At 27.9% G+C, this 21709-nt stretch carries 22 protein-coding genes; 20 read left to right on the top strand and 2 right to left on the bottom strand.

Features of this window, described 5'->3' with window-relative positions:
- Position 1: 1 nt before the first annotated feature.
- The 10 genes from def to M915_RS02075 are packed head-to-tail and all read left to right on the top strand — an operon-like array spanning position 2 to position 9284.
- The gene (gene def, locus M915_RS02120; RefSeq protein ID WP_009222134.1) at positions 2–478 is read left to right on the top strand and encodes a peptide deformylase; all 477 of its coding nucleotides are present in this window, start codon (positions 2–4) and stop codon (positions 476–478) included.
- A complete protein-coding gene (gene fmt / locus M915_RS02115) occupies positions 478–1404 on the top strand; it encodes a methionyl-tRNA formyltransferase (RefSeq protein ID WP_009222135.1) in 927 nt (308 codons plus the stop codon). Before def ends, fmt begins: the two co-directional genes overlap by 1 nt.
- Before the next feature lie 4 nt (positions 1405–1408).
- Positions 1409–2104 (top strand): zinc metallopeptidase, encoded by a 696-nt coding sequence (locus M915_RS02110; RefSeq protein ID WP_009222136.1) that lies wholly within the window; start codon positions 1409–1411, stop codon positions 2102–2104.
- Positions 2105–2106: 2 nt separating this feature from the next.
- Complete coding sequence (rsmB, locus tag M915_RS02105) at positions 2107–3429, top strand: 16S rRNA (cytosine(967)-C(5))-methyltransferase RsmB (RefSeq protein WP_036728931.1); 1323 nt, start codon at positions 2107–2109, stop codon at positions 3427–3429.
- On the top strand, positions 3429–4475 hold the full coding sequence (rlmN, locus tag M915_RS02100) for a 23S rRNA (adenine(2503)-C(2))-methyltransferase RlmN (protein WP_036728928.1): 1047 nt from the start codon (positions 3429–3431) through the stop codon (positions 4473–4475). The genes rsmB and rlmN overlap by 1 nt, the downstream gene beginning before the upstream one ends.
- Positions 4456–5172 (top strand): Stp1/IreP family PP2C-type Ser/Thr phosphatase, encoded by a 717-nt coding sequence (locus tag M915_RS02095; protein WP_036728925.1) that lies wholly within the window; start codon positions 4456–4458, stop codon positions 5170–5172. Before rlmN ends, M915_RS02095 begins: the two co-directional genes overlap by 20 nt.
- A gap of 8 nt (positions 5173–5180) precedes the next feature.
- Entirely contained in the window at positions 5181–7145 is a 1965-nt protein-coding gene (gene pknB / locus M915_RS02090) for a Stk1 family PASTA domain-containing Ser/Thr kinase (protein ID WP_036728922.1), read from the top strand.
- 8 nt (positions 7146–7153) lie between these two features.
- Positions 7154–8014, top strand: coding sequence for a ribosome small subunit-dependent GTPase A (rsgA, locus tag M915_RS02085; RefSeq protein ID WP_009222141.1), 861 nt, complete (start codon positions 7154–7156; stop codon positions 8012–8014).
- Entirely contained in the window at positions 8011–8658 is a 648-nt protein-coding gene (gene rpe / locus M915_RS02080) for a ribulose-phosphate 3-epimerase (protein WP_036728919.1), read from the top strand. Before rsgA ends, rpe begins: the two co-directional genes overlap by 4 nt.
- The gene (locus M915_RS02075; RefSeq protein ID WP_036728916.1) at positions 8655–9284 is read left to right on the top strand and encodes a thiamine diphosphokinase; all 630 of its coding nucleotides are present in this window, start codon (positions 8655–8657) and stop codon (positions 9282–9284) included. The genes rpe and M915_RS02075 overlap by 4 nt, the downstream gene beginning before the upstream one ends.
- On the opposite strand, the gene M915_RS02070 is transcribed toward M915_RS02075, so the two are convergent.
- Both M915_RS02070 and M915_RS02065 read right to left on the bottom strand, forming a co-directional pair.
- Complete coding sequence (locus M915_RS02070; protein ID WP_036728914.1) at positions 9285–10592, bottom strand: sensor histidine kinase; 1308 nt, start codon at positions 10590–10592, stop codon at positions 9285–9287.
- Positions 10589–11281, bottom strand: coding sequence for a response regulator transcription factor (locus tag M915_RS02065; protein WP_009222145.1), 693 nt, complete (start codon positions 11279–11281; stop codon positions 10589–10591). The genes M915_RS02070 and M915_RS02065 overlap by 4 nt, the downstream gene beginning before the upstream one ends.
- 133 nt (positions 11282–11414) lie before the next feature.
- On the opposite strand from M915_RS02065, the gene M915_RS02060 reads away from it, so the two are divergent.
- From M915_RS02060 to M915_RS02015, 10 genes are all read left to right on the top strand, one after another.
- Entirely contained in the window at positions 11415–12194 is a 780-nt protein-coding gene (locus M915_RS02060) for an ABC transporter ATP-binding protein (protein WP_200860572.1), read from the top strand.
- A 134-nt stretch (positions 12195–12328) separates the two neighbouring features.
- Complete coding sequence (locus tag M915_RS02055) at positions 12329–13102, top strand: ABC transporter permease (protein ID WP_051259769.1); 774 nt, start codon at positions 12329–12331, stop codon at positions 13100–13102.
- 4 nt (positions 13103–13106) lie between these two features.
- Entirely contained in the window at positions 13107–13832 is a 726-nt protein-coding gene (locus tag M915_RS02050) for an ABC transporter permease (protein ID WP_009222148.1), read from the top strand.
- A gap of 68 nt (positions 13833–13900) precedes the next feature.
- Positions 13901–14455, top strand: coding sequence for a DUF5317 domain-containing protein (locus M915_RS02045; protein WP_036728911.1), 555 nt, complete (start codon positions 13901–13903; stop codon positions 14453–14455).
- Positions 14452–15294, top strand: a complete 843-nt coding sequence (cdaA, locus tag M915_RS02040) for a diadenylate cyclase CdaA (protein ID WP_036728908.1) — start codon at positions 14452–14454, stop codon at positions 15292–15294. Before M915_RS02045 ends, cdaA begins: the two co-directional genes overlap by 4 nt.
- A complete protein-coding gene (locus M915_RS02035; RefSeq protein WP_036728905.1) occupies positions 15266–16507 on the top strand; it encodes a CdaR family protein in 1242 nt (413 codons plus the stop codon). The genes cdaA and M915_RS02035 overlap by 29 nt, the downstream gene beginning before the upstream one ends.
- Before the next feature lie 68 nt (positions 16508–16575).
- Positions 16576–18027 carry an IMP dehydrogenase gene (gene guaB / locus M915_RS02030; RefSeq protein ID WP_036728901.1) on the top strand — a complete coding sequence of 484 codons (1452 nt, stop codon included), beginning with the start codon at positions 16576–16578 and terminating at the stop codon, positions 18025–18027.
- Positions 18028–18172: 145 nt separating this feature from the next.
- The gene (locus M915_RS02025; protein WP_009222151.1) at positions 18173–18865 is read left to right on the top strand and encodes a response regulator transcription factor; all 693 of its coding nucleotides are present in this window, start codon (positions 18173–18175) and stop codon (positions 18863–18865) included.
- 1 nt (position 18866) lies between these two features.
- On the top strand, positions 18867–20285 hold the full coding sequence (locus M915_RS02020) for a sensor histidine kinase (protein ID WP_009222152.1): 1419 nt from the start codon (positions 18867–18869) through the stop codon (positions 20283–20285).
- Positions 20278–21705, top strand: a complete 1428-nt coding sequence (locus M915_RS02015) for a hypothetical protein (protein WP_036728898.1) — start codon at positions 20278–20280, stop codon at positions 21703–21705. The genes M915_RS02020 and M915_RS02015 overlap by 8 nt, the downstream gene beginning before the upstream one ends.
- The last annotated feature ends 4 nt before the right edge of the window (positions 21706–21709 follow it).

The raw sequence follows: 21709 nt of genomic DNA, 5'->3' as shown, positions 1-21709 counted from the left end.
TATGGCATATAGAGTTATACGAACAGATGATGATCCTGTTCTTAGAAAGATATCGAGAGAAGTTGTAAAATTCGATGATAGGCTTAAAACCTTAATAGAAGACATGTATGAAACGATGGATAAGGCAGAAGGAGTTGGATTAGCAGCTCCGCAAGTCGGTGTACTAAGAAGAGTCATAACCGTTGATGACAGAACGGAACATAGATTTGCTCTTATCAATCCTGAAATAATTTTTGAATCGGGAACACAATTAGGTTATGAAGGTTGTTTGTCATTGCCAAATAAACAAGGTAAGGTTAAAAGATTTAACGAAATTAAGGTTAAGTACTTAGACGAAAATGGAGAAAAAAAAGAAATAGAAGCTAAAGAATATCTGGCAAGAATTCTTCAACATGAGATAGATCATTTAAATGGAATTTTATATTCTGATATAGCTGAAGAGATGTATGTTATAAATAGTGAAGATGAGGAAATATAATGAATATAATTTTTATGTCTACTCCTGAATTTGGGATAGATGCACTTGATGCGCTTAATGAAAAATATAATATAAGTGCAGTTATAACTCAAGTTGATAAAAAAAGAGGAAGAGGTAAAAAGCTGCTTTCATCTCCAATAAAAGAGAGAGCATTAGCTCTTGGACTTGAAGTTTATCAACCTGAGGATATAAATTCAGAAGAATCAGTTAAATATTTAAAATCAAAAAATGCGGATTTATTTGTTGTAGTAGCTTATGGACAAATTTTAAAAGAAGAAGTATTATACTTACCTAAATATTATTCAATTAATATTCATGCGTCATTACTTCCAAAGCTTAGGGGGGCGGCACCCATAAACAGAGCAATAATAAATGGAGAAAGTTGTACAGGAATAAGTATTATGAAAATGGAGAAAGGTCTTGATACGGGTGATGTTGCGATAACAGATTGTATTGAAATCGGAAAGCTTTCTGCATCTGAGCTTGAAAAAAAACTTGCTAAAATGGGAGCAAAATTAATAGTAGAATTTATAGAAAAGTTAAAAAATAAAAATGTAAATTTTAAAAAACAAGATGAAGAATTGGCGACTTATGCTGAAAAAATAGAAAGAGAAACAGGGCATATTGATTTTAAAAAAATGAGTGTATTTGAAATAGACAGACTTGTAAGAGGCCTTAATGACAGAATGTATGCTTCTTCAGTATACAAAGGAGAAAGATTTAAAATAGTAGAAGTTGAAATTTCAAAAGATATTCAAAATAAATTACCGGGAGAGATTATTGATTCAAATAAGAAATTAATTATTTCAGCAATAGATGGAACTGTTTCAATATTAAAGCTTCAATTTCCGGGGAAAAAGTTAATGGATATTAAATCATATCTTGCCGGAAATAGTTTTAAAGTCGGAGAAATTTTGGGGGTGTAGTATTATGTTTGGTTATGGTTATTATGGTATTGGTTTCCAATATATGTATTATATAATACCCGGATTGTTACTTGCTATGTTTGCTCAATCAAAAATCAATTCTACTTATGAAAAATATAGAAGAATTGATTCAAATACAGGATTAACAGGTGCAGATGTTGCAAGGCTAATAATGGATAGAAATAATTTAAGAGATGTAAGAATTCAAATGATAGGTGGAAAACTTTCAGATAATTATGATCCTGAAAATAAAGTTTTAAATTTATCGTCTGATATATATTCAGGAAGAAGTATAGCAGCACTTGGAATAGCGGCACATGAAGTGGGGCACGCTATTCAGCATGAAAGAGGATATATTCCATTAAAAATTAGAGCTGCACTTGTTCCGGCTGCAAATATAGGATCTAATTTGTCAATGATATTTATAATGATGGGATTGTTTTTCTCGGCATTTATGATAAAACTTGGAATAGCAATGTTTGCGATAGCAGTTTTATTTCAGATAGTTACACTACCTGTAGAATTTGATGCAAGTAGAAGAGCACAAGCTGAATTATCTAACAATATTTTGTCGGTTGATGCACTTGTAGGAACGAAAGAAGTTCTTTCGGCAGCGGCATTAACTTATGTTGCATCTACATTAATTGCATTGGGACAACTTTTTAGATTATTGGCATTATTCGGAAAGAGAAGAGATTAAATATGAAAGATATTAGAAAAAAGGCACTTTTTATAATAGATAATGTCCTTTATAAGGGTGCCTTTTTAAATGAAGAACTGTTAATTTTATCTAAATCTAAAATTGACAAAAGAGATTATAATTTAATAGTTAATATAACTACAGGAGTAGTCCAAAATAAGCTTTTATTAGAACATATTGTATCTAAGTATTCTAAAATTAAAATAAAAAAAATACACAGAACTATTTTGACTATTTTACAAATGGGAATATATCAGATATTTTTTACAAGTAGAATACCTGACTATTCTATTATAAATGAAAGTGTAAATTTAGCTAAAATTTTTGGGAATCAAGGGTCGGCAGGATTTGTGAATGGATTACTTAGGAATATTTTAAGAGATAAAGAAAATATAGAAAAGTCTGAATTTTGGTTAAATGATGTAAAAGAGACAGATTATGCTGAGTATCTTTCCATCTATTATTCACATCCTAAATTTTATGTAGACTTAATTTTAGAAGAAAAGGGAAAAGATTTTACAAAAGAACTTTTAAAATGCAATAATGTACAAGCGCCATTTACAATAAGAGTAAATACATTAAAATGTAGTGTCGAAGACTTAGCGGGCAAGCTTAAAAAAAGAGGATTTGATACAGAAAAAACTAAATATTCCAAGAATGCTTTAATTGTAAAAAATCCTGAATCGATTTTGGATTCATTTTTGTTTAAGGAAGGGTATTTTTATATTCAGGATGAGGCATCTATGCTTGTATCAGAATTTACAAAATTTAATGAAAAGGCAAAAGTTTTAGATTTATGTAGTGCTCCCGGAGGGAAGAGTTTTAATATAGCTATGTTAAATAGAGATGCATCAATAATTTTATGCGATATTTCAAATAAAAAAATTTCGTTGATTCGAGAGAATATGGAGAGGCTTGGAATTAAGAACATAAAAATTCTAAAGAATGATGCTACGATATATAATAAAACTTTTTATAATTTATTTGACAATGTAATTGTGGATGCACCTTGTTCGGGTCTTGGATTATATAGGAGAAAGCCGGAAATAAAATGGAATAGGAAGCCTGAAGACATAGAGAAACTCACAAAAATTCAAATGAATATAATAAATAATGCATCTAAATATGTAAAAATAGGCGGAATAATAACATATTCCACATGTACAATAACAAGAGAAGAAAATGAAGATATAATTAATAAATTTTTAGATGAAAATAAGAATTTTGAAATTGAAAAAATAGAGAATTCAGATATTTTAAAAATATATACTAATACCCATAATATGGATGGTTTTTCTATAGCAAAGATTAAGAGGATTAATTGATGGAAATTAATAACCTGTATTTAGATGAAATTGAAAACAAAGTAAAATTTTATGGAGAAAAAAATTTTAGAGCTATGCAGCTGTATAATTTTTTCCATAAGCAAAAAAGGACAGACATAGAAAATTCTAATCTTCCTAAGAGTTTGATTACAAAGATTTTAGAATATGAAAAAATTCAGACAGTTTCAATCCTTGAGGAATATTCATCAAAACTTGATGAAACTAAAAAATTTCTATTTAAACTTGAAGATAAAAATATTGTTGAGGGAGTATTAATGAAATATAAGCATGGGTATTCTCAATGTATTTCAACTCAAGTTGGTTGTAGAATGGGTTGTGTTTTTTGTGCGTCAACAAAAGAAGGATTAATTAGAAATTTATCTGCTTATGAAATGCTTGGACAAGTTTATGAAGTTGAAAAAAGGTTTAATATAAATGTATCTAATATAATTTTGATGGGTAGTGGAGAGCCTTTTGATAATTATGATAATGTAATTAGATTTTTAAAATTAGTTCATAGCAAAGAAGGAAAAAATTTAAGCTATAGAAATATAACAATATCTACTTGTGGAATAGTAGATAAGATATATGAGCTTTCTAAAGAAAATTTGCCAATAACTCTTGCAATATCTCTTCATAACACTAATAATATTAGTAGAGACAACATTATGCCAATTAATAAAAAATATAACATTGAACAGATAATACAAGCTTGTAAAAATTATTCAAATATGACAAATAGCAGGATAACTTTTGAGTATACTTTAATTGGAGGTCAGAATGACACATTAGAAAATGCACAAGAACTTAAAAGTTTAATTAATGGATTAAAAGCTCATATAAATTTAATTCCATTAAATCCGATAAAAGAATATAATAAGAAAAGACCAAACCAAAAAGAAGTTGAAGATTTTAAGAAAAAGCTTGAAGCTTTGAAGTTAAATGTTACAATAAGAAGAGAATTAGGTGCGGATATAATGGCATCATGTGGACAACTTAGAAGAAAGTATGAAGGAGGCGATAAAAATGTTTGTAGCTGCGACTGATAAGGGATGTATTAGAGATAATAACGAAGATTCGTATTATATTCCCGGTAAAATAGAAAATATTTTTATACTTGCCGATGGTATGGGAGGTCATTTAGCTGGAGAAACCGCCAGTCAAATGGCTGTTCAAACAATAGTGGATTATTTTTCTGAAGAAAATATTAATTCTGATGAAGAGCTTGAAAGAGTAATAGTAAATTCAGTAAAAATGGCTAATGAAAAAATTTTTAATTTATCTCGTGAAGATATAAAATATAGAGGAATGGGAACAACTCTTTCTATGTGTTATATTTATGATGGATATTTATACTATGTCAATATCGGAGATAGCAGAATATATGAGATAAATTGTGATGAGATAAATCAAATTACAACAGATGATTCTTTTGTCAATTATTTAATTCAAATAGGAGAAATAACTGAACAGGAAGCTAAGGAGCATCCTAAGAAAAATGTACTTACAAAAGCCTTAGGTACATCAGAAACTATAGAGGTAACTGTAAATAAGCTGAAAATTAATAAGAATACAAAATATTTGTTGTGTTCAGATGGGCTTACAAATATGGTTGATGAAAAAGAAATATTAGAAATAATAAACAAATATGAAATTGAAATAGCCAAGGATAAATTAATTAAAGAAACTCTTTTAAATGGCGGAATTGACAATGTTACATTGATTATAATAGATAATAAGTAGGTGTTCTCATGATTGGTAAAGTATTAGGAAATAGATATGAGGTCCTTGAAAAGATAGGAACCGGAGGAATGGGCGATGTTTATAAAGCTCATTGCAGAAAACTTGATAGAATTGTAGCTATTAAGATTTTAAAAGCGGAATATAACGATGACAATAATTTCATTAGAAAATTTAAAAGAGAGTCACTTGCTGCTGCAAGTATTTCTCACCCTAATATAGTTAGTATTTATGATGTAGGTTCAGAAGAAATTGATTCTCAAAAAGTTCATTATATTGTAATGGAATATATAGATGGAAAAACATTAAAAGAAGTTATAAATGAAGAAGGGCGTTTAAATGAAAAACGAGCTTTAAATTATTGTGTGCAAATTGCTGAAGCATTAAAAGTTGCACATTCAAAGAATATTGTGCATAGAGATATAAAATCTCAAAATATTATGGTTACTAAGGATGACAGAGTAAAGGTAACTGACTTTGGCATAGCAAGAGTTGCTGACAATTCAACTGTTACAGCTACAAATGCAATAATGGGTTCTGTACATTATTTTTCTCCTGAGCAAGCAAGAGGTACTAAAGTAGATAATAGGTCAGACATATATTCTCTAGGTATTGTACTTTATGAAATGTTAACGGGTAAACTTCCTTTTGATGCAGAAAATCCTGTATCAGTAGCACTTATGCAGGTTCAAAGTAATATGCCAAAGCCATCTTCAAGATATAGCGATATATCGTCAATGGCAGATTCAATAGTATTAAAGATGACAATGAAAGAACCTAATGATAGATATGCTGATGTATATAGCTTAATAAAGGATATAAAGGATATTCAATTTGGAAGAACAACTAATTTCAATTATACAAATAGCTCTTCAAGGAATACAATGCCTGTTAATAAATCGGAAATTGCAGCTTCAAGAGATAAAAAAGTTGTTAGAAGAAATACGCCTAAACCTGAACGTGTTATTGAAAAAGAGGTTAAGAAAAAGAAAAAAAGTTCTTTTACGCCTGTACTTCTTGGAATATTATGTGCATTATTGTTGTTTGGACTATTAATTTTTGTAGTTCCTAAAATAATGTCGGGAAATAATACGGATGTAGATAAGGTGGAAAGAGTATCAGTTATAAATATAGTAGGACTTGATGAAAAAGAAGCGGAAGCAAAACTTAAAGCAATTGGATTAGTTATGGAACAATCCGGAGTTGAAGAAAGAGAAGATAAAAATAATAGAGAAATTTTATCTCAATCACCAAAAGAAGGCGAACAGGTTGAAAAAGGTACTTCTGTAAGCGTAGTTGTAAACATAGTGGAAGATTCAATTAAGGTTCCTAATCTTGTGAATAAAACATTGGAAGAGGCACAAAGACTTGCTAAAGATTCGGGACTTAATATAATTGATATTCAAATGGATTATAGCGATACTGTTGAATCTGATAGGATAATTTCACAGGAACCTCAAGCAGAAAGCGAAGTATCAAAAAAACAAGGTATATCAATTCGCATTTCAAAGGGTGCTGAAGATAAGAGTAAGGAGATTCCAAATATAAGAGGTTTAACAGAAGCACAAGCTAAAGCTACACTTGAGAAAGTTGGATTTGTTGTTGATGTGAAATATATAAAGGCAAATAATGTGGACAGAGGAGATGTATCAAGATATGAACCCGAAGGAGTAGCAGATAAAGGTTCAACAATTACAATATATGTAAGTGAAGGTCCAAAAGAAGATGGAGATTTAAATCCATCTGACGGTACTTCTACTCAAAACAGTTTAAGCGTAGATCTTCCAAATGATGGACAAAGACATAAAGTAACTGTGTATAGATTTACACCAAACGGTGGAGAGTATAAAATATATGATTATATGAAATCTGCAGATGAAGGAACTGTTTTAGTTCCATTAGATTATGCGGAACACGGAGACAAATTTGAGATTTATGTTGATGACGAAAAAGTAAGAACTGAGGTTATTGATTAGGAGGATGAATGAAAGGTAAAATAATCAAACTTACCGGTGGTTTCTATTATGTTAATTCTGAATCTGAAGTTTACGAAACAAGAGCTAGAGGAAATTTTAGAAACAATGATATAAAGCCTTTAGTCGGGGATATTGTCGAATTTAAATATGATGAAAATAAACTGGGATATATTGAAAAAGTATATCCCAGAAAAAATAAGCTTTTAAGACCTGCAGTTGCTAATGTAGATCAAGTGTTAATAGTTATACCGACTAAGGATCCTAAGTACAATTTAAACTTAATAGATAAAATGATATGCTTTTATGAAAATAAGGTTGACATATTGATTGCTATAAATAAATATGATCTTGATAGGGATAAGGCTGAAGAATTAATGGAAATTTATAGAAAAGCAGGATTTAAAACATTCTTAATCTCTTATAAATATACATTTACGATAGATTTATTAAGAGAATATTTAAAACAAAAAACTACTGCTTTGTGTGGAGTTTCTGCTGCAGGTAAATCTACAATAGCAAGTAATATTTTGAAGAAGGATATTTTAATAGGAGATGTCAGCGAAAAGACAAAAAGAGGAAAGCATACTACAAGGCATACTGAAATTTTTACGGGAGATAATAATACATATATATTTGATACTCCGGGATTTTCAAGTTTTGATTTAGACATAAACAGTGAAGAATTGCAACAATTTTTTAGAGAATTTAAAAGAAATTCGGGTAAATGTAAATTTAATAATTGTAAGCATATAAATGAACCGGAATGTAATATAAAGAAAATGGTTGAAAATGGGCTAATATCTAAATCAAGGTATGATAGCTATTTAGAAATTTACAATGAACTAAAGGAAAAGGAGCGATATTTTTGATTTCACCTTCAATATTATCATGTGATTTTACTAATGTAAAAAAAGATTTTGATGCAATGAATGAAGCAAAGGCTGATTTTGTTCATATAGATATAATGGATGGAAATTATGTTCCGAATATATCGTTTGGACCGTCAATAGTGTCTCAATTTAGAAAGCTTACTGATATAGATTTTGATGTACATTTAATGATTAATGAGCCTGAAAAATATATAGAAGATTTTGTGAAAGCCGGAGCAAATATTATTACTATTCATCCTGATTCAACACTACATTTAAATCGAACAATTAATTTAATAAAAAGTTTTGGAATTAAAGCTGGAATTGCAATAAATCCTGCACAGGAATTATCTATTTTAGATTATACACTTGAAGATATTGATTTAGTTTTAATAATGAGCGTAAATCCGGGATTTGGAGGTCAAAGTTTTATAGAAAGCTCTACCAGAAAAGTTGAAGATGTTAAAAAGATTATAAATAATGCTAAATCAAAATGTTTAATAGAGGTAGATGGCGGAATAAAATTAAATAATGCACTTAAAGTATATAATGCAGGAGCTGATATTTTAGTTGCAGGTTCTGCAATATTTGGGAGTGAAAATCCAAAAGAAACTATAATTAAATTTAAAGAGCTTTTAAAATGAAGGGGTTATTAGTATCAGGTGGAAATAAAGTAAATTTTTCAATATTAGAAAGAGAATCTAATAATTCTTTTATTGTATGTGCGGATGGTGGAATTAAAAATTTTGTCGGAACTTATTTAAAGCCTGATTTGATTGTCGGAGATTTTGATTCTATTGATGACAATGGTAAAAAATTTGTAAAAGAAAAAAATCTTGAATTTAAAAAATATCCATGCCAGAAAGAGTTTACTGATACTGAGGCTGCACTTGAAATTTTACTTGAGAAGAATGTTGATGAAATAGTGATTTTAGGAGCAACAGGAACAAGGCTTGATCATACTGTTTCAAATATATTTTTACTTCAGAAACTTTTTGGGAAAATAAATGCTAAATTAATAGATAACAATAATGAAATATATTATTTTGAAAATGGTATTTATGAGTTTGAGAAGTCTTGGTATAAATATATAAGTGTTATTCCTATAAGTACATGTGTTGAATATTCCACTGAAGGATTATTATATGATACAAATCATATTATAATAAATAGTACATCCGGAATAGGAGTTAGTAACGAAATATTGAATCAGAAGTGTAAAATAAATATTTATAATGGAAAAGGGTTTATAATAAAGTCGAATGACTGATTATAAACCCTTTTTTAGTTTTATTTCAGTTTTTAATCCGGGATTATTATAATAAAAATTTATTGTTCCTCCATGCAAGACAATTATTTTTTTTGTGATTAAAATTCCAAGTCCATGTACGTCTTGATTTTCTGTTTTTAAATTTAATGCAGTTATTTTTTGTTTAGATATAGATCCATTGTCTTTTATTATTATTTCTACATTATCATCAATTTTATTGAGAGATACTGTAATTATTACATTATCATTATGAATTATGCTGTTCAAAAGAATATTTCTTATCGCGCGTTCTATCAAATTTTTGTTGCAGTTTATTTTATATTCTTGGTCATTTGGGTTAAATTTGATTTCAAAAAACGTAGAAGAAGTATTGATAAGATCAACTATTATTTCTCTTAATAACTTTTTTATGTCCGTGTTTTCAAAACCATATTCAAAAATTGAATTTTCTAAAGTATATGTTAAATTTAGTCCTGAAATAATATTTTGCATTAGTTCGGAATTTTGCTTTATTATTTCAATTTCTTCACATTTACCTATTCTCTTTTCTAACAAATAACTGTATCCGATAGTTTTTGTAAGCGGGGTTCTAAGATCGTGACTTATTCCGCGAATCCAAAATTCTCTTTGAGAACTGTTGTTTTTCATTAATTTTGATGTTTTATTTAAGGCTTGTTTTATTTCTATAAGATTTCCGTTTTCAGGGAGATTTATAGATTTATTTTCAGATAAGTTTTTAATACTTGTTGCAATAGGATAAACTTCATCGATTATTTTTTTCTTGGAATATATATACACTAAAAATAAAGCTGATATATCAAATAAAAAAACTATAAAAATCAATTTTAATATATTTGCAAATAAATCATATTGATAAAAATTTGTTGGAAATTTTTCATATACACCGTGAGGATATCCGATTACCAATATACCCTCATCTAATACAAAAGTAAATACCGGATAACCATCAAGGTACCACCTTGTGAATTTTATTATATCTTGAATACTATAATCTCTATTTAGGTGTTTTGGAAGATTATAATTTTCTTTAATTTTTCCGTTTGAAGATATTACCATTATCCACAAATTATTTTTATCTAAAAATTCTTTGTTTTTATCTGAAAGATTCAACTTTCCATTTTCTTCAATCATATAATAAACGCTTAACGGTTCTATGTCAGATTTATTGAATTTTTGGTAATTATAATATACTCCAAAAATAAATAAAAATAGTGATGCTATAAAAAACAGGAATATGATTATAAAGAATTTAAGAAGTGATTTTAGATAATATTTTATGGAGTTCATGTTTCTACCTTCAATTTATAACCAAGGCCTTTAAATGTAAGTAAGTTTTTAGGAGACGATGGATTTAATTCAACTTTTTCTCTAATTTTTCTGATATGTGCCATTAGTGAATTTTCATATCCAAAAGAATCAACACCCCAAATGGAATTTAATATTCCGTCTATTGTAACAATCTTATTTTTGTTTTCATAAAGAAGTTTTAAAATTTCATATTCTTTTGCAGTAAGGGGAATTTCTTTATTAGATTTGATGACTAATGCTTTTTCAAAATCTATTTTAGAATTTTTTAGAAATACAATGTTATCATCATTTCCATAACTTCTGTTTAAAATAGCAATAAGTCTAAGTTCCAATTCTTTTGGTAAAAACGGTTTAACTATATAATCATCTCCTCCAAGCATAAAGCTTTTATATTGATTTTCTATATCTGATATTGCCGATAAAAATAATACGGGAATATTATTGTTTTTTCGAAAGTATTTAATTAAATCAAATCCGAGTCCGTCAGGAAGTAATATATCGAGTATTGCAATATCAAATTTTTCTCTATCAAATAATTTAATTGCATCAGCTATATTGTAAGCACATTTTATATTTTTAAATCCACATTCATTTAAAATTCTCTTAACAAGATTTACAATTACTACATCATCATCTACTATTAAGATTTTTCTATTTTTTATGTTCATAATTATACCTCAAAATTAAGTATATCATTTTATATTTGATATTTGTGGATTGATTTTAAAATTAAGGTAAATTTAAGGTTAATTAAAAGTAAATTTAAACATAAATTGATAATATACTGTTGAGGTGAGATTTATGGATAATTTTATAGAATTAACTAATTTAAAAAAGAATTATGGTAAAAATACAGTAGTAGATATTGATAATATGAAAATACCGGAAGAAAGTATCTATGGACTTATAGGACCGAATGGAGCAGGTAAATCTACGACAATGAAGATGATTTGTGGACTTACTGTTAAAGATGAAGGAATTATAAGAATTGCAGGAGAGGAGTTTAATGATAATAATAGGTTAAATATGCTAAAAAATATAGGTTCATTGATAGAGGGACCTGCATATTATAACAATTTAACTGCTTATGATAATTTGGATATAGTAAGAGAGCTTAAAGGTTTAAAGAAAACAGATATAGATGATGTAATAGATATTGTAGGATTAAAAAACAATATAAAAAAAAGGGTTAAAAATTATTCACTTGGAATGAAACAAAGACTTGCCATAGCAATGGCACTTATGGGCTTTCCAAAACTTATAATTTTAGATGAGCCTACAAACGGATTAGATCCTCATGCTATGGAAGATATAAGAAATTTAATAAGGAACTTACCCAAAAAATATGGTTGCACTGTTATGGTTTCATCTCATATTCTCGATGAAATTGAGAAAGTTGCAGATAAAATAGGGATAATAGGAAATGGAAAGATGCTTTATCAAGGTACAATTTCAGAATTTAAAAGTAATTATAGAGGAGAAATTAAGTTTAGAACATCCGATAATAATAGAGCTACTAAAATTTTAGACAATATAAATTTTGAATGTGATGATGAATTTATAAAAATAAAATATGTTTAAGACAATGTGGTGGGAAATATTATTGAATTGTTGGTGAAGAACAATATAAAAATTTACAGAGTATTTGAAGAGATTAAATCTTTGGAAAATTTATTTATAGAATTTACTGAAAGGAATACTTTATAAGTGATGTTATGAAAAATAATGTGAATGTTAATTTAAGAAAAATAGAAAATAAAAAGTTTAGGGGAAGTTTTTTATTTTTGGTATTTTTAGCCTTTTTTACGATAAATGGATTTTTTATGTCTGTTGTTTTATTTTCATCAAATTTTAAAAACATGTTTAGTAGCAATGATATCCCATGGAATTATGCATTGGATTTTTACTTTTTCATTAAGCAGTTATTAACTCCTATACTAATTGCCTCTATTATAAGTAAAGCAGTAAGTATCGAAAATGATACATATATGTGGAAATTTTTAAAAAGTTGCGGGGTCAGTTTTAATAAAATATATAGTGTAAAATTTTGGAATATTTATAAAAAGTATTTGATATATCAAATGTTAGAGTGGATTTTTCTCATATGTATTTCTAAATTTGTAGGACTTCATCAACCAATACCTATTTTTAGATTTATTGTATATTTTATATCGCAGAGTTTAATATCATTTTTACTTATGAGTTTTCATTATGTTTTATCTTTAAAATGGGAAAATCAACTAATATCAATTTCAATAGCGATAATAGGCACATTGGTAGGGCTTCTATCATCACTTATTTCTAAATTTATCTGTATATTTATGCCTTATTCTTGGTATATGTCACTTTCGTCAATTAAAGTTACAATGATTTCAGAGGACAAATTTGTAAGAAATATATTACCTATAAATTATTTACCGCTTATTTTATCAGGCATTCTTGGAATAACTATATATTTAATCGGTAGAAATATAAGAGGAGATGAATGATTTCATGATAAGAATTGAATTTAAGAAACTTAAAAACTCAAAGTTATTTTTGCCGATTATTTTACTTCCAATATTTTCTGTAGGATATGGAACTGTAAATTATTATATAAACAGAGAAATATTAAATTTGGAATGGATTAGTCTTTGGACGCAGGTTTATCTGTTTTATGGATTAATATTTTTTCCGGCTCTTATTGGAATTGTATGTGCATATATTTGGAATAACGAACATAAAAATAATAATTTTAAATTATTATTCAGTTCATCAAAAAGTTTTTATAATATAATTCTATCTAAAATTTGTGTTGTATTTATTATTTCTTTTATAATACAAATATATTTTTTAATATTATTTAATATTTCTGGAAGTTTTTTAAATTTTAATAGTCAATTTCCATTTGAAATTTTATATTTTATTATAATTATAAATTTATTTAATATTTCTATAATATGTATTCAGTGTTATTTATCATTAAAAATAAATTCTTTTGCAATACCGGTTGCACTTTCAATTGTGTATGCATTATTAGGAATGTTGGCAGCAGCTTTTGCAAAAATACCTGAACTCAAATATATTTTTAGCAATGCAAATATGACATTTGCCATGAATCATTTTCCATATAAATCATTTTCTAAATTGGAATATTTTAAAATGATGACATATAATTTTCTATTAACTATATTTTTTATAAAATTACAAGTTAGAGAACTTAAAAATAAATTAAAATAATTGAGAATCTTGTCTCCTTTTTTAACATTTATCAGCTGATTTATGATATTATTATATTAGGTGTTGATATGATTTTAGAAGCAATTATTATAGGTTTAATATTATCAAAATTTTTCAATGGAAATTTTGATAATTTCAATAAATTTAATTTAAAAGGAAAGTCTTTAATTGTCATTGGAATTATTTCAAATTTATTGATGATTTTATTTACAAGTTATGATTTTAAGATAATCACATATACTGTAATCAAATATTATGAGTATTTTCATATTATTTCATTTGCAGTTTTAATTATAGGTCTGTTATTTAATTATGATAATTTTGGGATAATTTTAATTTCAATAGGTCTTATTTTAAATTTGGTGCCAATAATTTTAAACGGGAAAATGCCTGTTGATTATGAAGCACTTTTATTGACAAATAATAATAGACTTATTGATATTATTTCTAAAGGTAGAAGTTTAAGTCATATAGTGCTTGACAATCCTAAAGCTAGAATTTTATCTGATATAATAGCGATTACAAGTCCTTATCCAATGCCCAAAGTCATAAGTATTGGAGATATTTTGATTTCAGTTGGACTGATTTGTTCATTAATTTTAATTTCGAGGAGAAAATCATGAATTTTTTTGACAATATTTTTAATATAATAAGAGTTAGAGATATTATAGATATAACCGTAATAGCTATTATTACATATAATTGTTTAAAATTATTAAAGGGAACTCGTGCGGAGCAACTTGCAAAAGGTATCTTAGTTATATTGATTTTGACTAAATTAAGTGAATGGGGAAAATTTTATACTCTTTATTGGTTGCTAAATAAACTTATGACATGGGGAATTGTTGCACTTTTAATAGTTTTTCAACCTGAACTTAGAAGAGGACTTGAATTTTTAGGGCGCTCAAGTTCAATTAGAAATAATTTAAATACTAAGTATGAGATGCCTTCAACTGTTACAGAAATTTGTGATGCAGTTGCTTCTCTTTCACGACAAAAGATAGGAGCATTAATTGTAATTGAAAGAAAAACCGGATTAAATGAAATAGTTGAAACCGGAACAAGCATTGATGGATATGTTTCAAGCGGATTATTGATTAATATATTTATTCCAAATACTCCTCTTCATGATGGAGCTGTCATCGTTAAAGGAGATAGAGTTGTTGCAGCAGCTTGTTTTTTACCTTTATCTGATAACGGCAATATTTCAAAAGAACTTGGAACACGTCATAGAGCGGGGATTGGAATTACAGAAAGATCTGATTGTTTGAGTATAATAGTTTCAGAAGAAACAGGTTCAATTTCTATAGCTGAAGGTGGAATTATTTCAAGATATCTGGATTTACCGACTTTAAAAACTATATTAGAAAAGGTTTATACTAAAACATCAATAGAAACTACTAATTCAATATTAAATAAATGGAGGATAGGTAATGAAAAAGGCAATAACTCAGATAAGTAAAGAAAGAATGCTTCAAATTATTTCTGTGGTTTTTGCGATACTTTTATGGTCTTATGTCAGAAGTGGAGTTGATCCTGAAATGAAGGTAACATATAAGGGTATAGAAGTTAGATATGAAAACATAGCTGAAATTAAAAGTAATAATTTATCTGTTATATCTCCAAAGGAAGCAACAGTTGATGTAGTTTTAAAGGGAAAGCAGTCTAATATTTCTAAAATAAGTCGTGAAAGTGTAAGAGCTTCTGTAAACTTATCGGGCTACTATTCCGGAGATTATAAAATTCCAATTAAGGTACAGGTAGATGCGAATAATATAATTGTAGATTCAAAAGAACCTGAATCTATATCATTTAAAATTGACGAAAATATAAGTAAGAATATAAATGTTGATATAAAAACGGTTGGTGAACTTGCTGATAATTATGTTCTTGGAAATGTAAAACAAAAAGAGGAAGTTAAAATTACTGGGCCAAAAACATATATTGATTCAATTGATAAAATAGTAGCTGTTGCAGATATATCCGGTAAAAGTGAAAGTACAGTTATAACAACACCGGTAATTGCTTATAATAAGGATGCTCAAGAAATTTCAGAGCTTACAGTTGAACCTGAAAATCTAAATATAGAAGTACCTATACTAAAGACAGAAATAGTTCCGGTAAGACTTAGAATAATTGGAAAAGGATCTGATAATATAGATGCTAAGGAATTTTTTGTAGAGCCTAATTCAGTTACTATAAAGGGAAACTCTGCAGTAATTAATAAGATTGATGAAATTCTTACAAAACCTGTAAATGTTAATGATTTGACAGAGAAAAAAATCCCTGTAGATATAGATTTGCCTGATGGGGTTGCACTTGTTGATAATGATTTGAAGTTCGTTGCAAGCCATTTTCCAATTTCATTATCAGAGCAAAATATAGATTTTAAATTTAGTGAAATAAAAATTTTAAATTTAGAAGAAAAATTAGAAGAAAAATTGACATTGAACTTTAATAAAGGCGATCAAATAACAGTTGTTGTAACACCCAAAGATCCACTGTCTACTGAAAAAATTGATAAGGAAAATATGAGTTTAAGTTTAGATTTAAAAGACTACACAACGGGAGTTCATAATGTTAAATTGAATGTTAGTTTGCCTGAAATATATAAGGTAGTAAAAATAAAACCGGAGTTTATAGAAATCACAATAGATAAAAAAAGAATATTTTAACTTTTTATTTGAAAAAATGAATTTAGAGAATTATAATATTATGAAATGATATTTAAGGAGGAGATATTTTGCAATATTTTGGAGAAGGATTAACGTTTGATGATATTTTGTTGTTACCTGGGAAATCAAATGTATTACCTAATAACACAGACTTAAAGACTAAGCTTACTGAGAAAATTTCTCTTAATATTCCATTGATGAGTGCCGGAATGGACACTGTTACTGAGGCTAATATGGCAATAGCCATGGCAAGAGAAGGCGGAATAGGAATAATTCATAAAAATATGTCCGTTGAAGTTCAAGCAAAAGAAGTTGATAAAGTAAAAAGGTCGGAGCACGGAGTTATAACAGATCCTTTTTCTCTATCTAAAAATCATACAATTGCTGACGCAGATAGATTGATGGATACTTATAGGATAAGTGGAGTTCCTATTGTGGATGAAAATAATAAGCTTGAAGGTATAATAACAAATAGAGATATAAGATTTGAGCAAGACCTGGATAAAAAGATTTCTGAGGTAATGACAAAGGAAAACTTAATAACAGGTCATGTTGGAATTTCTTTAGATGAAGCTTTAAAAATATTGAGAAGATATAAAGTTGAAAAACTTCCTTTAATAGATGATGATGGATTATTAAAGGGATTAATTACAATAAAAGATATAGAAAAACAAGTTCAATATCCTAATTCTACAAGAGATGAGAGCGGAAGATTGCTAGCAGGAGCGGCAATAGGTGTAACATCTGATGTATTAAGTAGAGTTGATGCACTTATTAAGTCAAAAGTAGATGTACTTGTAATTGATACAGCACATGGACAATCTGAAGGTGTTTTAAATACAATAAGGGAAATTAAATCAGCATTTCCAAATATACAATTAATTGCGGGTAATGTTGCGACATACGAAGGAACTTACGACCTTATTAAAGCCGGAGCAGATTGTGTAAAAGTTGGTATAGGACCTGGTTCTATTTGTACAACAAGAGTTGTAACAGGTATAGGTGTTCCGCAAATAACAGCAATTATGGAAGCTGCAAGAGCTGCAAATGAACTTGGAGTTCCAATTATTGCAGACGGTGGTATCAAATATTCGGGAGATATAACAAAGGCCATAGCTGCAGGGGCTAATGTAGTTATGTTAGGTTCTCTATTAGCAGGTACTGATGAATCACCCGGAGAAGAAATTTTTGCTGAAGGAAGAAGATTTAAGAGCTATCGTGGAATGGGTTCATTAGGAGCTATGAACTCAGGTTCAAGTGACAGATATTTCCAAACAGAAACTAAGAAATATGTTCCTGAAGGAGTGGAAGGTAGAGTTCCTATTAAGGGAAAAGTCGGAGATGTAGTATACCAATTAATGGGAGGTCTTCGTTCCGGTATGGGTTATACAGGTTCACATAATATTAAGGAGCTTCAAACAAATACTAAGTATATTAAGATTACAACTGCAACATTGCAAGAAAATCATCCTCATAATATCACAATAACAAGAGAGGCTCCAAATTATATAAGTAAATAGGTTAAATAAATCAAAATCTTCGTATTAAAAAATGATGCGAAGATTTTTGTTTTTAAAAACTTATGTTTCTTATTATATGGAATAAGATTATTTTTTATGATAAAATTTAAATAGTATCACATATAATAAAAGTGAGGTTAAAATAATGAGTACTAAAATTTTGTTAGTTGAAGATGAAGATGCAATAAGAAAGTTTGTAAAGATAAATTTAGAAAGAGAAGGGTATGATGTATATGAGGCTCCAACAGGAGAAGATGGAGTTGCAATTGCAAGAGAAGTTCATCCTGAAATTGTTGTTCTTGATGTAATGTTACCCGGCATTGATGGTTTTGAAGTTTGTAGAATTTTAAGAGGAGAATTTCCTGAGCTTGGAATTGTGATGTTAACTGCAAAAACAGAAGACTATGATAAAATAATGGGACTTCAATATGGAACGGATGATTATTTAACTAAACCTTTTAATCCAACTGAACTTACTCTTAGGATAAAATCACTTGAAAGAAGACTTGAACCTGAAGAGCATACAAATAAGAATTTAATAATATTTCCTCCGTTTAAGCTAGACACTTATTCGAGAAAATTTTATAAAGGAGATGAAGAATTAGAATTAACTCCTACAGAATATCAAATAATGAAAAATTTTATGCAAAATCCCGGGAAAGCATTAAATAGAGATGAAATATTAAATCTTGTTTGGGGAGAAGATTTTGTCGGAGATTCTAAAATAGTAGATGTTAATATTAGAAGACTAAGATCTAAGATAGAAGAAAATGCAGCTAAACCAAAATTTATAGAAACCGTTTGGGGACTCGGATATAGATGGCATATTGAGGTGTAGCTTGAAAAAAAGTATAGGAAAAAGACTTGTAAATAGTTTTTTATTTATAATAATATTTGCAGTTACGATAATAGCATTTTTTCTAATAGTCGGATTCAAACAATTTTATTATAATACAATTGAAAATGAGCTTGAAAATAGGCTTCTCATATCAATGGATTTTTTTGAAAAATTTTACTCGGATAAAAATCTTGAAGAAATTTTAATTGATGATAATGATTTAATATGGGCACATAGTAATTATGAAGTTCAAATATTGGATGCAGAACACTATGTTGTTTTAGATACAGTTGGAGCTATGCCAACAGATCCTATTACAAGTTCTGATGTAAAATATGCAAAAAACGGAACAATAACTTCTTGGGTAGGTTCAAACAACTATACCGATGAAATAACAATGGCAGTTACAGGAGTATTAAAAAATCAAAATGGTGATATAATTGGTTATTTAAGATTCATATCATCACTTGAAGAAGTTAATATATCAATATTTAAAACTGCTGTTGTAATAGTTTTATTTGGGCTGCTAGTAATTTTGATTACAGCGATAATGAGTTTAATATTGGCAAGATCAATAGTAAAACCCATAGTGGAGCTTAAAAATGTTGCAGAAAAAATGGCTAACGGACAATATAAGGTACATTCTAATGTAAATAGTAAAGATGAACTTGGACAGTTATCTAAAACATTAAATACCATGGCGCAAGAGATTGTTAAGAAAGAACAAATAAAAAATGATTTTATTTCTTCGGTTTCACATGAACTCAGAACACCATTAACATCAATTAAAGGTTGGGCAGTTGTATTAAAGAGTGCAAAAGAAGATGAAAGACAGCTGATTGAAGATGGACTTAATATTATAGAAAACGAGAGTGACAGACTTGCAAAAATGGTGGAAGAACTACTTGATTTTTCACGATTTATTTCAGGTAGGATACAGCTTGAAAAAGATGCTTTTAACATTGCTGATACATGCAATGATGTTGCAAAACAAATGAAGCCGAGGGCGGAGCTTAATAAGGTTGATTTTATAATAGATATTTCTGAAGATAAGGCTATAATAGTCGGAGATGAGAATAGAATCAGACAATTACTTATAAATTTGATAGATAATGCAATAAAGTTTACATCTGAAAATGGTTGGGTGAAACTGAAATCTTATGTTGAGGATGAAAAATTTGTGATTCTAGTTTCTGATAATGGAATGGGAATTTCTAAAAAAGATCTTGCACATGTTAAAGAGAAATTTTATAAAGGAAAACATTCTAAAAGTCATAGTGGTATAGGGCTTTCAGTTTCAGATGAAATAGCAAAATTACATGGAGGAAAAGTGGAGATTTTTTCAGAAGAAAAAATAGGTACAACTGTAAAGGTTACAATACCTGTTCCGATATATGATAAGGGTGATATTAATGAATAGAGTGAAATTAGTTTTAATTACACTGATGCTTTTAATTCTTACAGGTTGTTCATTCATTAATATTGATATGAATAAAGTAGAAACACCTACTATTTCAAAAACTCCAATAAGCGGGAAGTGGATTATAACAAAGTGCGTATTTAAAGAAGATTATGGGGAAGTAAATTTCAATTATAAAGACTATATAGGAAAAGATGTAGTTTTTACAAACAATAGTGCTATAGTAGGAAATTTATATTCTGAAAATGTAACATTTAAAGCTAAAAAAGTAAATGCTGCAAATTATTTATACAAGAAATTTGATATAAATAAGAAAAAGTTAAATATAGATTCAGATAATTTGTATATTGTTGATATCTATGATAAATATAGCTTATTTTATGAAATAATTAAAGCATCAGAAGATGTATGTTATATTTATGCAGATGAAGTATTTTTAAAAATCACTAAAATATCAGATACAATAAGTGATGATGAATTTAATGAAATTTTAAAAAGAGGAAAAGATGAATTTAATAGATCTGAAAGTATTGAAAGTATAAAATCAAGTGAAAATGGATTTTTACTTGGAATAAAATATACAAAAGATGAATCATCGCCTAAAGTTTTTGACTACAAGACTATTTTTATTAAGTTTAAAGATAATGAAATAGAAAATTCTAATGAAGTTGATAAAATTTTATTGCCAAAACAAAACAAGTTTTTTGAAATTTCAGTTGATAGACAAAAAAATGGAGATTTCTATAATGATGATGTAATTGTAAGTTCAAAATTTAACAATGAATCATTTAAGATAAATAATGAAGTAGTACCAAGTTTAAAAGAAATTATGTTTGTTTCAGAAAATTATATTAACTACTATGAAACTGTTGAGCAATATTTAAATGAGAACAGATATAGTTTATATTCATTAAATATTTTAAATAATCATAATCAGATAGATCTTGATGATATAGTTAAAGATGGAGAGTATCTTTTTAAAAGAGCCGGAATGGTTAGTATGAACGGCAATGAAATGGGTTTTTATGATAGTTCTAATATCGGTTTTATAAGAGAAAATGGATTTTGGAAACTTGTTGGAATAATTAAGTTTAAAGACGATTCTTATAAAGATAAGATTTTTGATCTTAATATATTACTTCCAAAAGATATTGTAAAATATGATAAACTATCTATTCCTATGTCGGAAATAAAAGAAAAATTTCCTGATGTAAAAGATGCTTTTATTTCTCCGAATAATAGATTTTTAATAACTATGGAAATTGAAAGCTTGAAGGTTTATAATATAATAAATAAGGAAATAAATCCAAATGTTATTTATGAGATTAAAATACCTAAAAATTCTGAAACTATAATGACGCAATGGTCGATGGGAAAATATTCTCAAATGTGGGATAAAGAAATATCTACTGAAAAATAGGGGT

It is taken from the genome of Peptoniphilus mikwangii (assembly GCF_000468535.1).
In the GTDB taxonomy this organism is placed as follows: domain Bacteria; phylum Bacillota; class Clostridia; order Tissierellales; family Peptoniphilaceae; genus Anaerosphaera; species Anaerosphaera mikwangii.
The sequence above is the reverse complement of the archived record's forward strand: the minus strand, read 5'-3'. Positions and strand labels throughout refer to the sequence as shown.

What these genes read in the sequence shown, in the direction of transcription:
- def (WP_009222134.1), top strand. Translation starts at nt 2, where the DNA reads ATGGCATATAGAGTTATACGAACAGATGATGATCCTGTTCTTAGAAAG.
- fmt (WP_009222135.1), top strand. Translation starts at nt 478, where the DNA reads ATGAATATAATTTTTATGTCTACTCCTGAATTTGGGATAGATGCACTT.
- M915_RS02110 (WP_009222136.1), top strand. Translation starts at nt 1,409, where the DNA reads ATGTTTGGTTATGGTTATTATGGTATTGGTTTCCAATATATGTATTAT.
- rsmB (WP_036728931.1), top strand. Translation starts at nt 2,107, where the DNA reads ATGAAAGATATTAGAAAAAAGGCACTTTTTATAATAGATAATGTCCTT.
- rlmN (WP_036728928.1), top strand. Translation starts at nt 3,429, where the DNA reads ATGGAAATTAATAACCTGTATTTAGATGAAATTGAAAACAAAGTAAAA.
- M915_RS02095 (WP_036728925.1), top strand. Translation starts at nt 4,456, where the DNA reads ATGTTTGTAGCTGCGACTGATAAGGGATGTATTAGAGATAATAACGAA.
- pknB (WP_036728922.1), top strand. Translation starts at nt 5,181, where the DNA reads ATGATTGGTAAAGTATTAGGAAATAGATATGAGGTCCTTGAAAAGATA.
- rsgA (WP_009222141.1), top strand. Translation starts at nt 7,154, where the DNA reads ATGAAAGGTAAAATAATCAAACTTACCGGTGGTTTCTATTATGTTAAT.
- M915_RS02075 (WP_036728916.1), top strand. Translation starts at nt 8,655, where the DNA reads ATGAAGGGGTTATTAGTATCAGGTGGAAATAAAGTAAATTTTTCAATA.
- M915_RS02070 (WP_036728914.1), bottom strand. Translation starts at nt 10,592, where the DNA reads ATGAACTCCATAAAATATTATCTAAAATCACTTCTTAAATTCTTTATA.
- M915_RS02065 (WP_009222145.1), bottom strand. Translation starts at nt 11,281, where the DNA reads ATGAACATAAAAAATAGAAAAATCTTAATAGTAGATGATGATGTAGTA.
- M915_RS02060 (WP_200860572.1), top strand. Translation starts at nt 11,415, where the DNA reads ATGGATAATTTTATAGAATTAACTAATTTAAAAAAGAATTATGGTAAA.
- M915_RS02055 (WP_051259769.1), top strand. Translation starts at nt 12,329, where the DNA reads ATGAAAAATAATGTGAATGTTAATTTAAGAAAAATAGAAAATAAAAAG.
- M915_RS02050 (WP_009222148.1), top strand. Translation starts at nt 13,107, where the DNA reads ATGATAAGAATTGAATTTAAGAAACTTAAAAACTCAAAGTTATTTTTG.
- M915_RS02045 (WP_036728911.1), top strand. Translation starts at nt 13,901, where the DNA reads ATGATTTTAGAAGCAATTATTATAGGTTTAATATTATCAAAATTTTTC.
- cdaA (WP_036728908.1), top strand. Translation starts at nt 14,452, where the DNA reads ATGAATTTTTTTGACAATATTTTTAATATAATAAGAGTTAGAGATATT.
- M915_RS02035 (WP_036728905.1), top strand. Translation starts at nt 15,266, where the DNA reads ATGAAAAAGGCAATAACTCAGATAAGTAAAGAAAGAATGCTTCAAATT.
- M915_RS02025 (WP_009222151.1), top strand. Translation starts at nt 18,173, where the DNA reads ATGAGTACTAAAATTTTGTTAGTTGAAGATGAAGATGCAATAAGAAAG.
- M915_RS02015 (WP_036728898.1), top strand. Translation starts at nt 20,278, where the DNA reads ATGAATAGAGTGAAATTAGTTTTAATTACACTGATGCTTTTAATTCTT.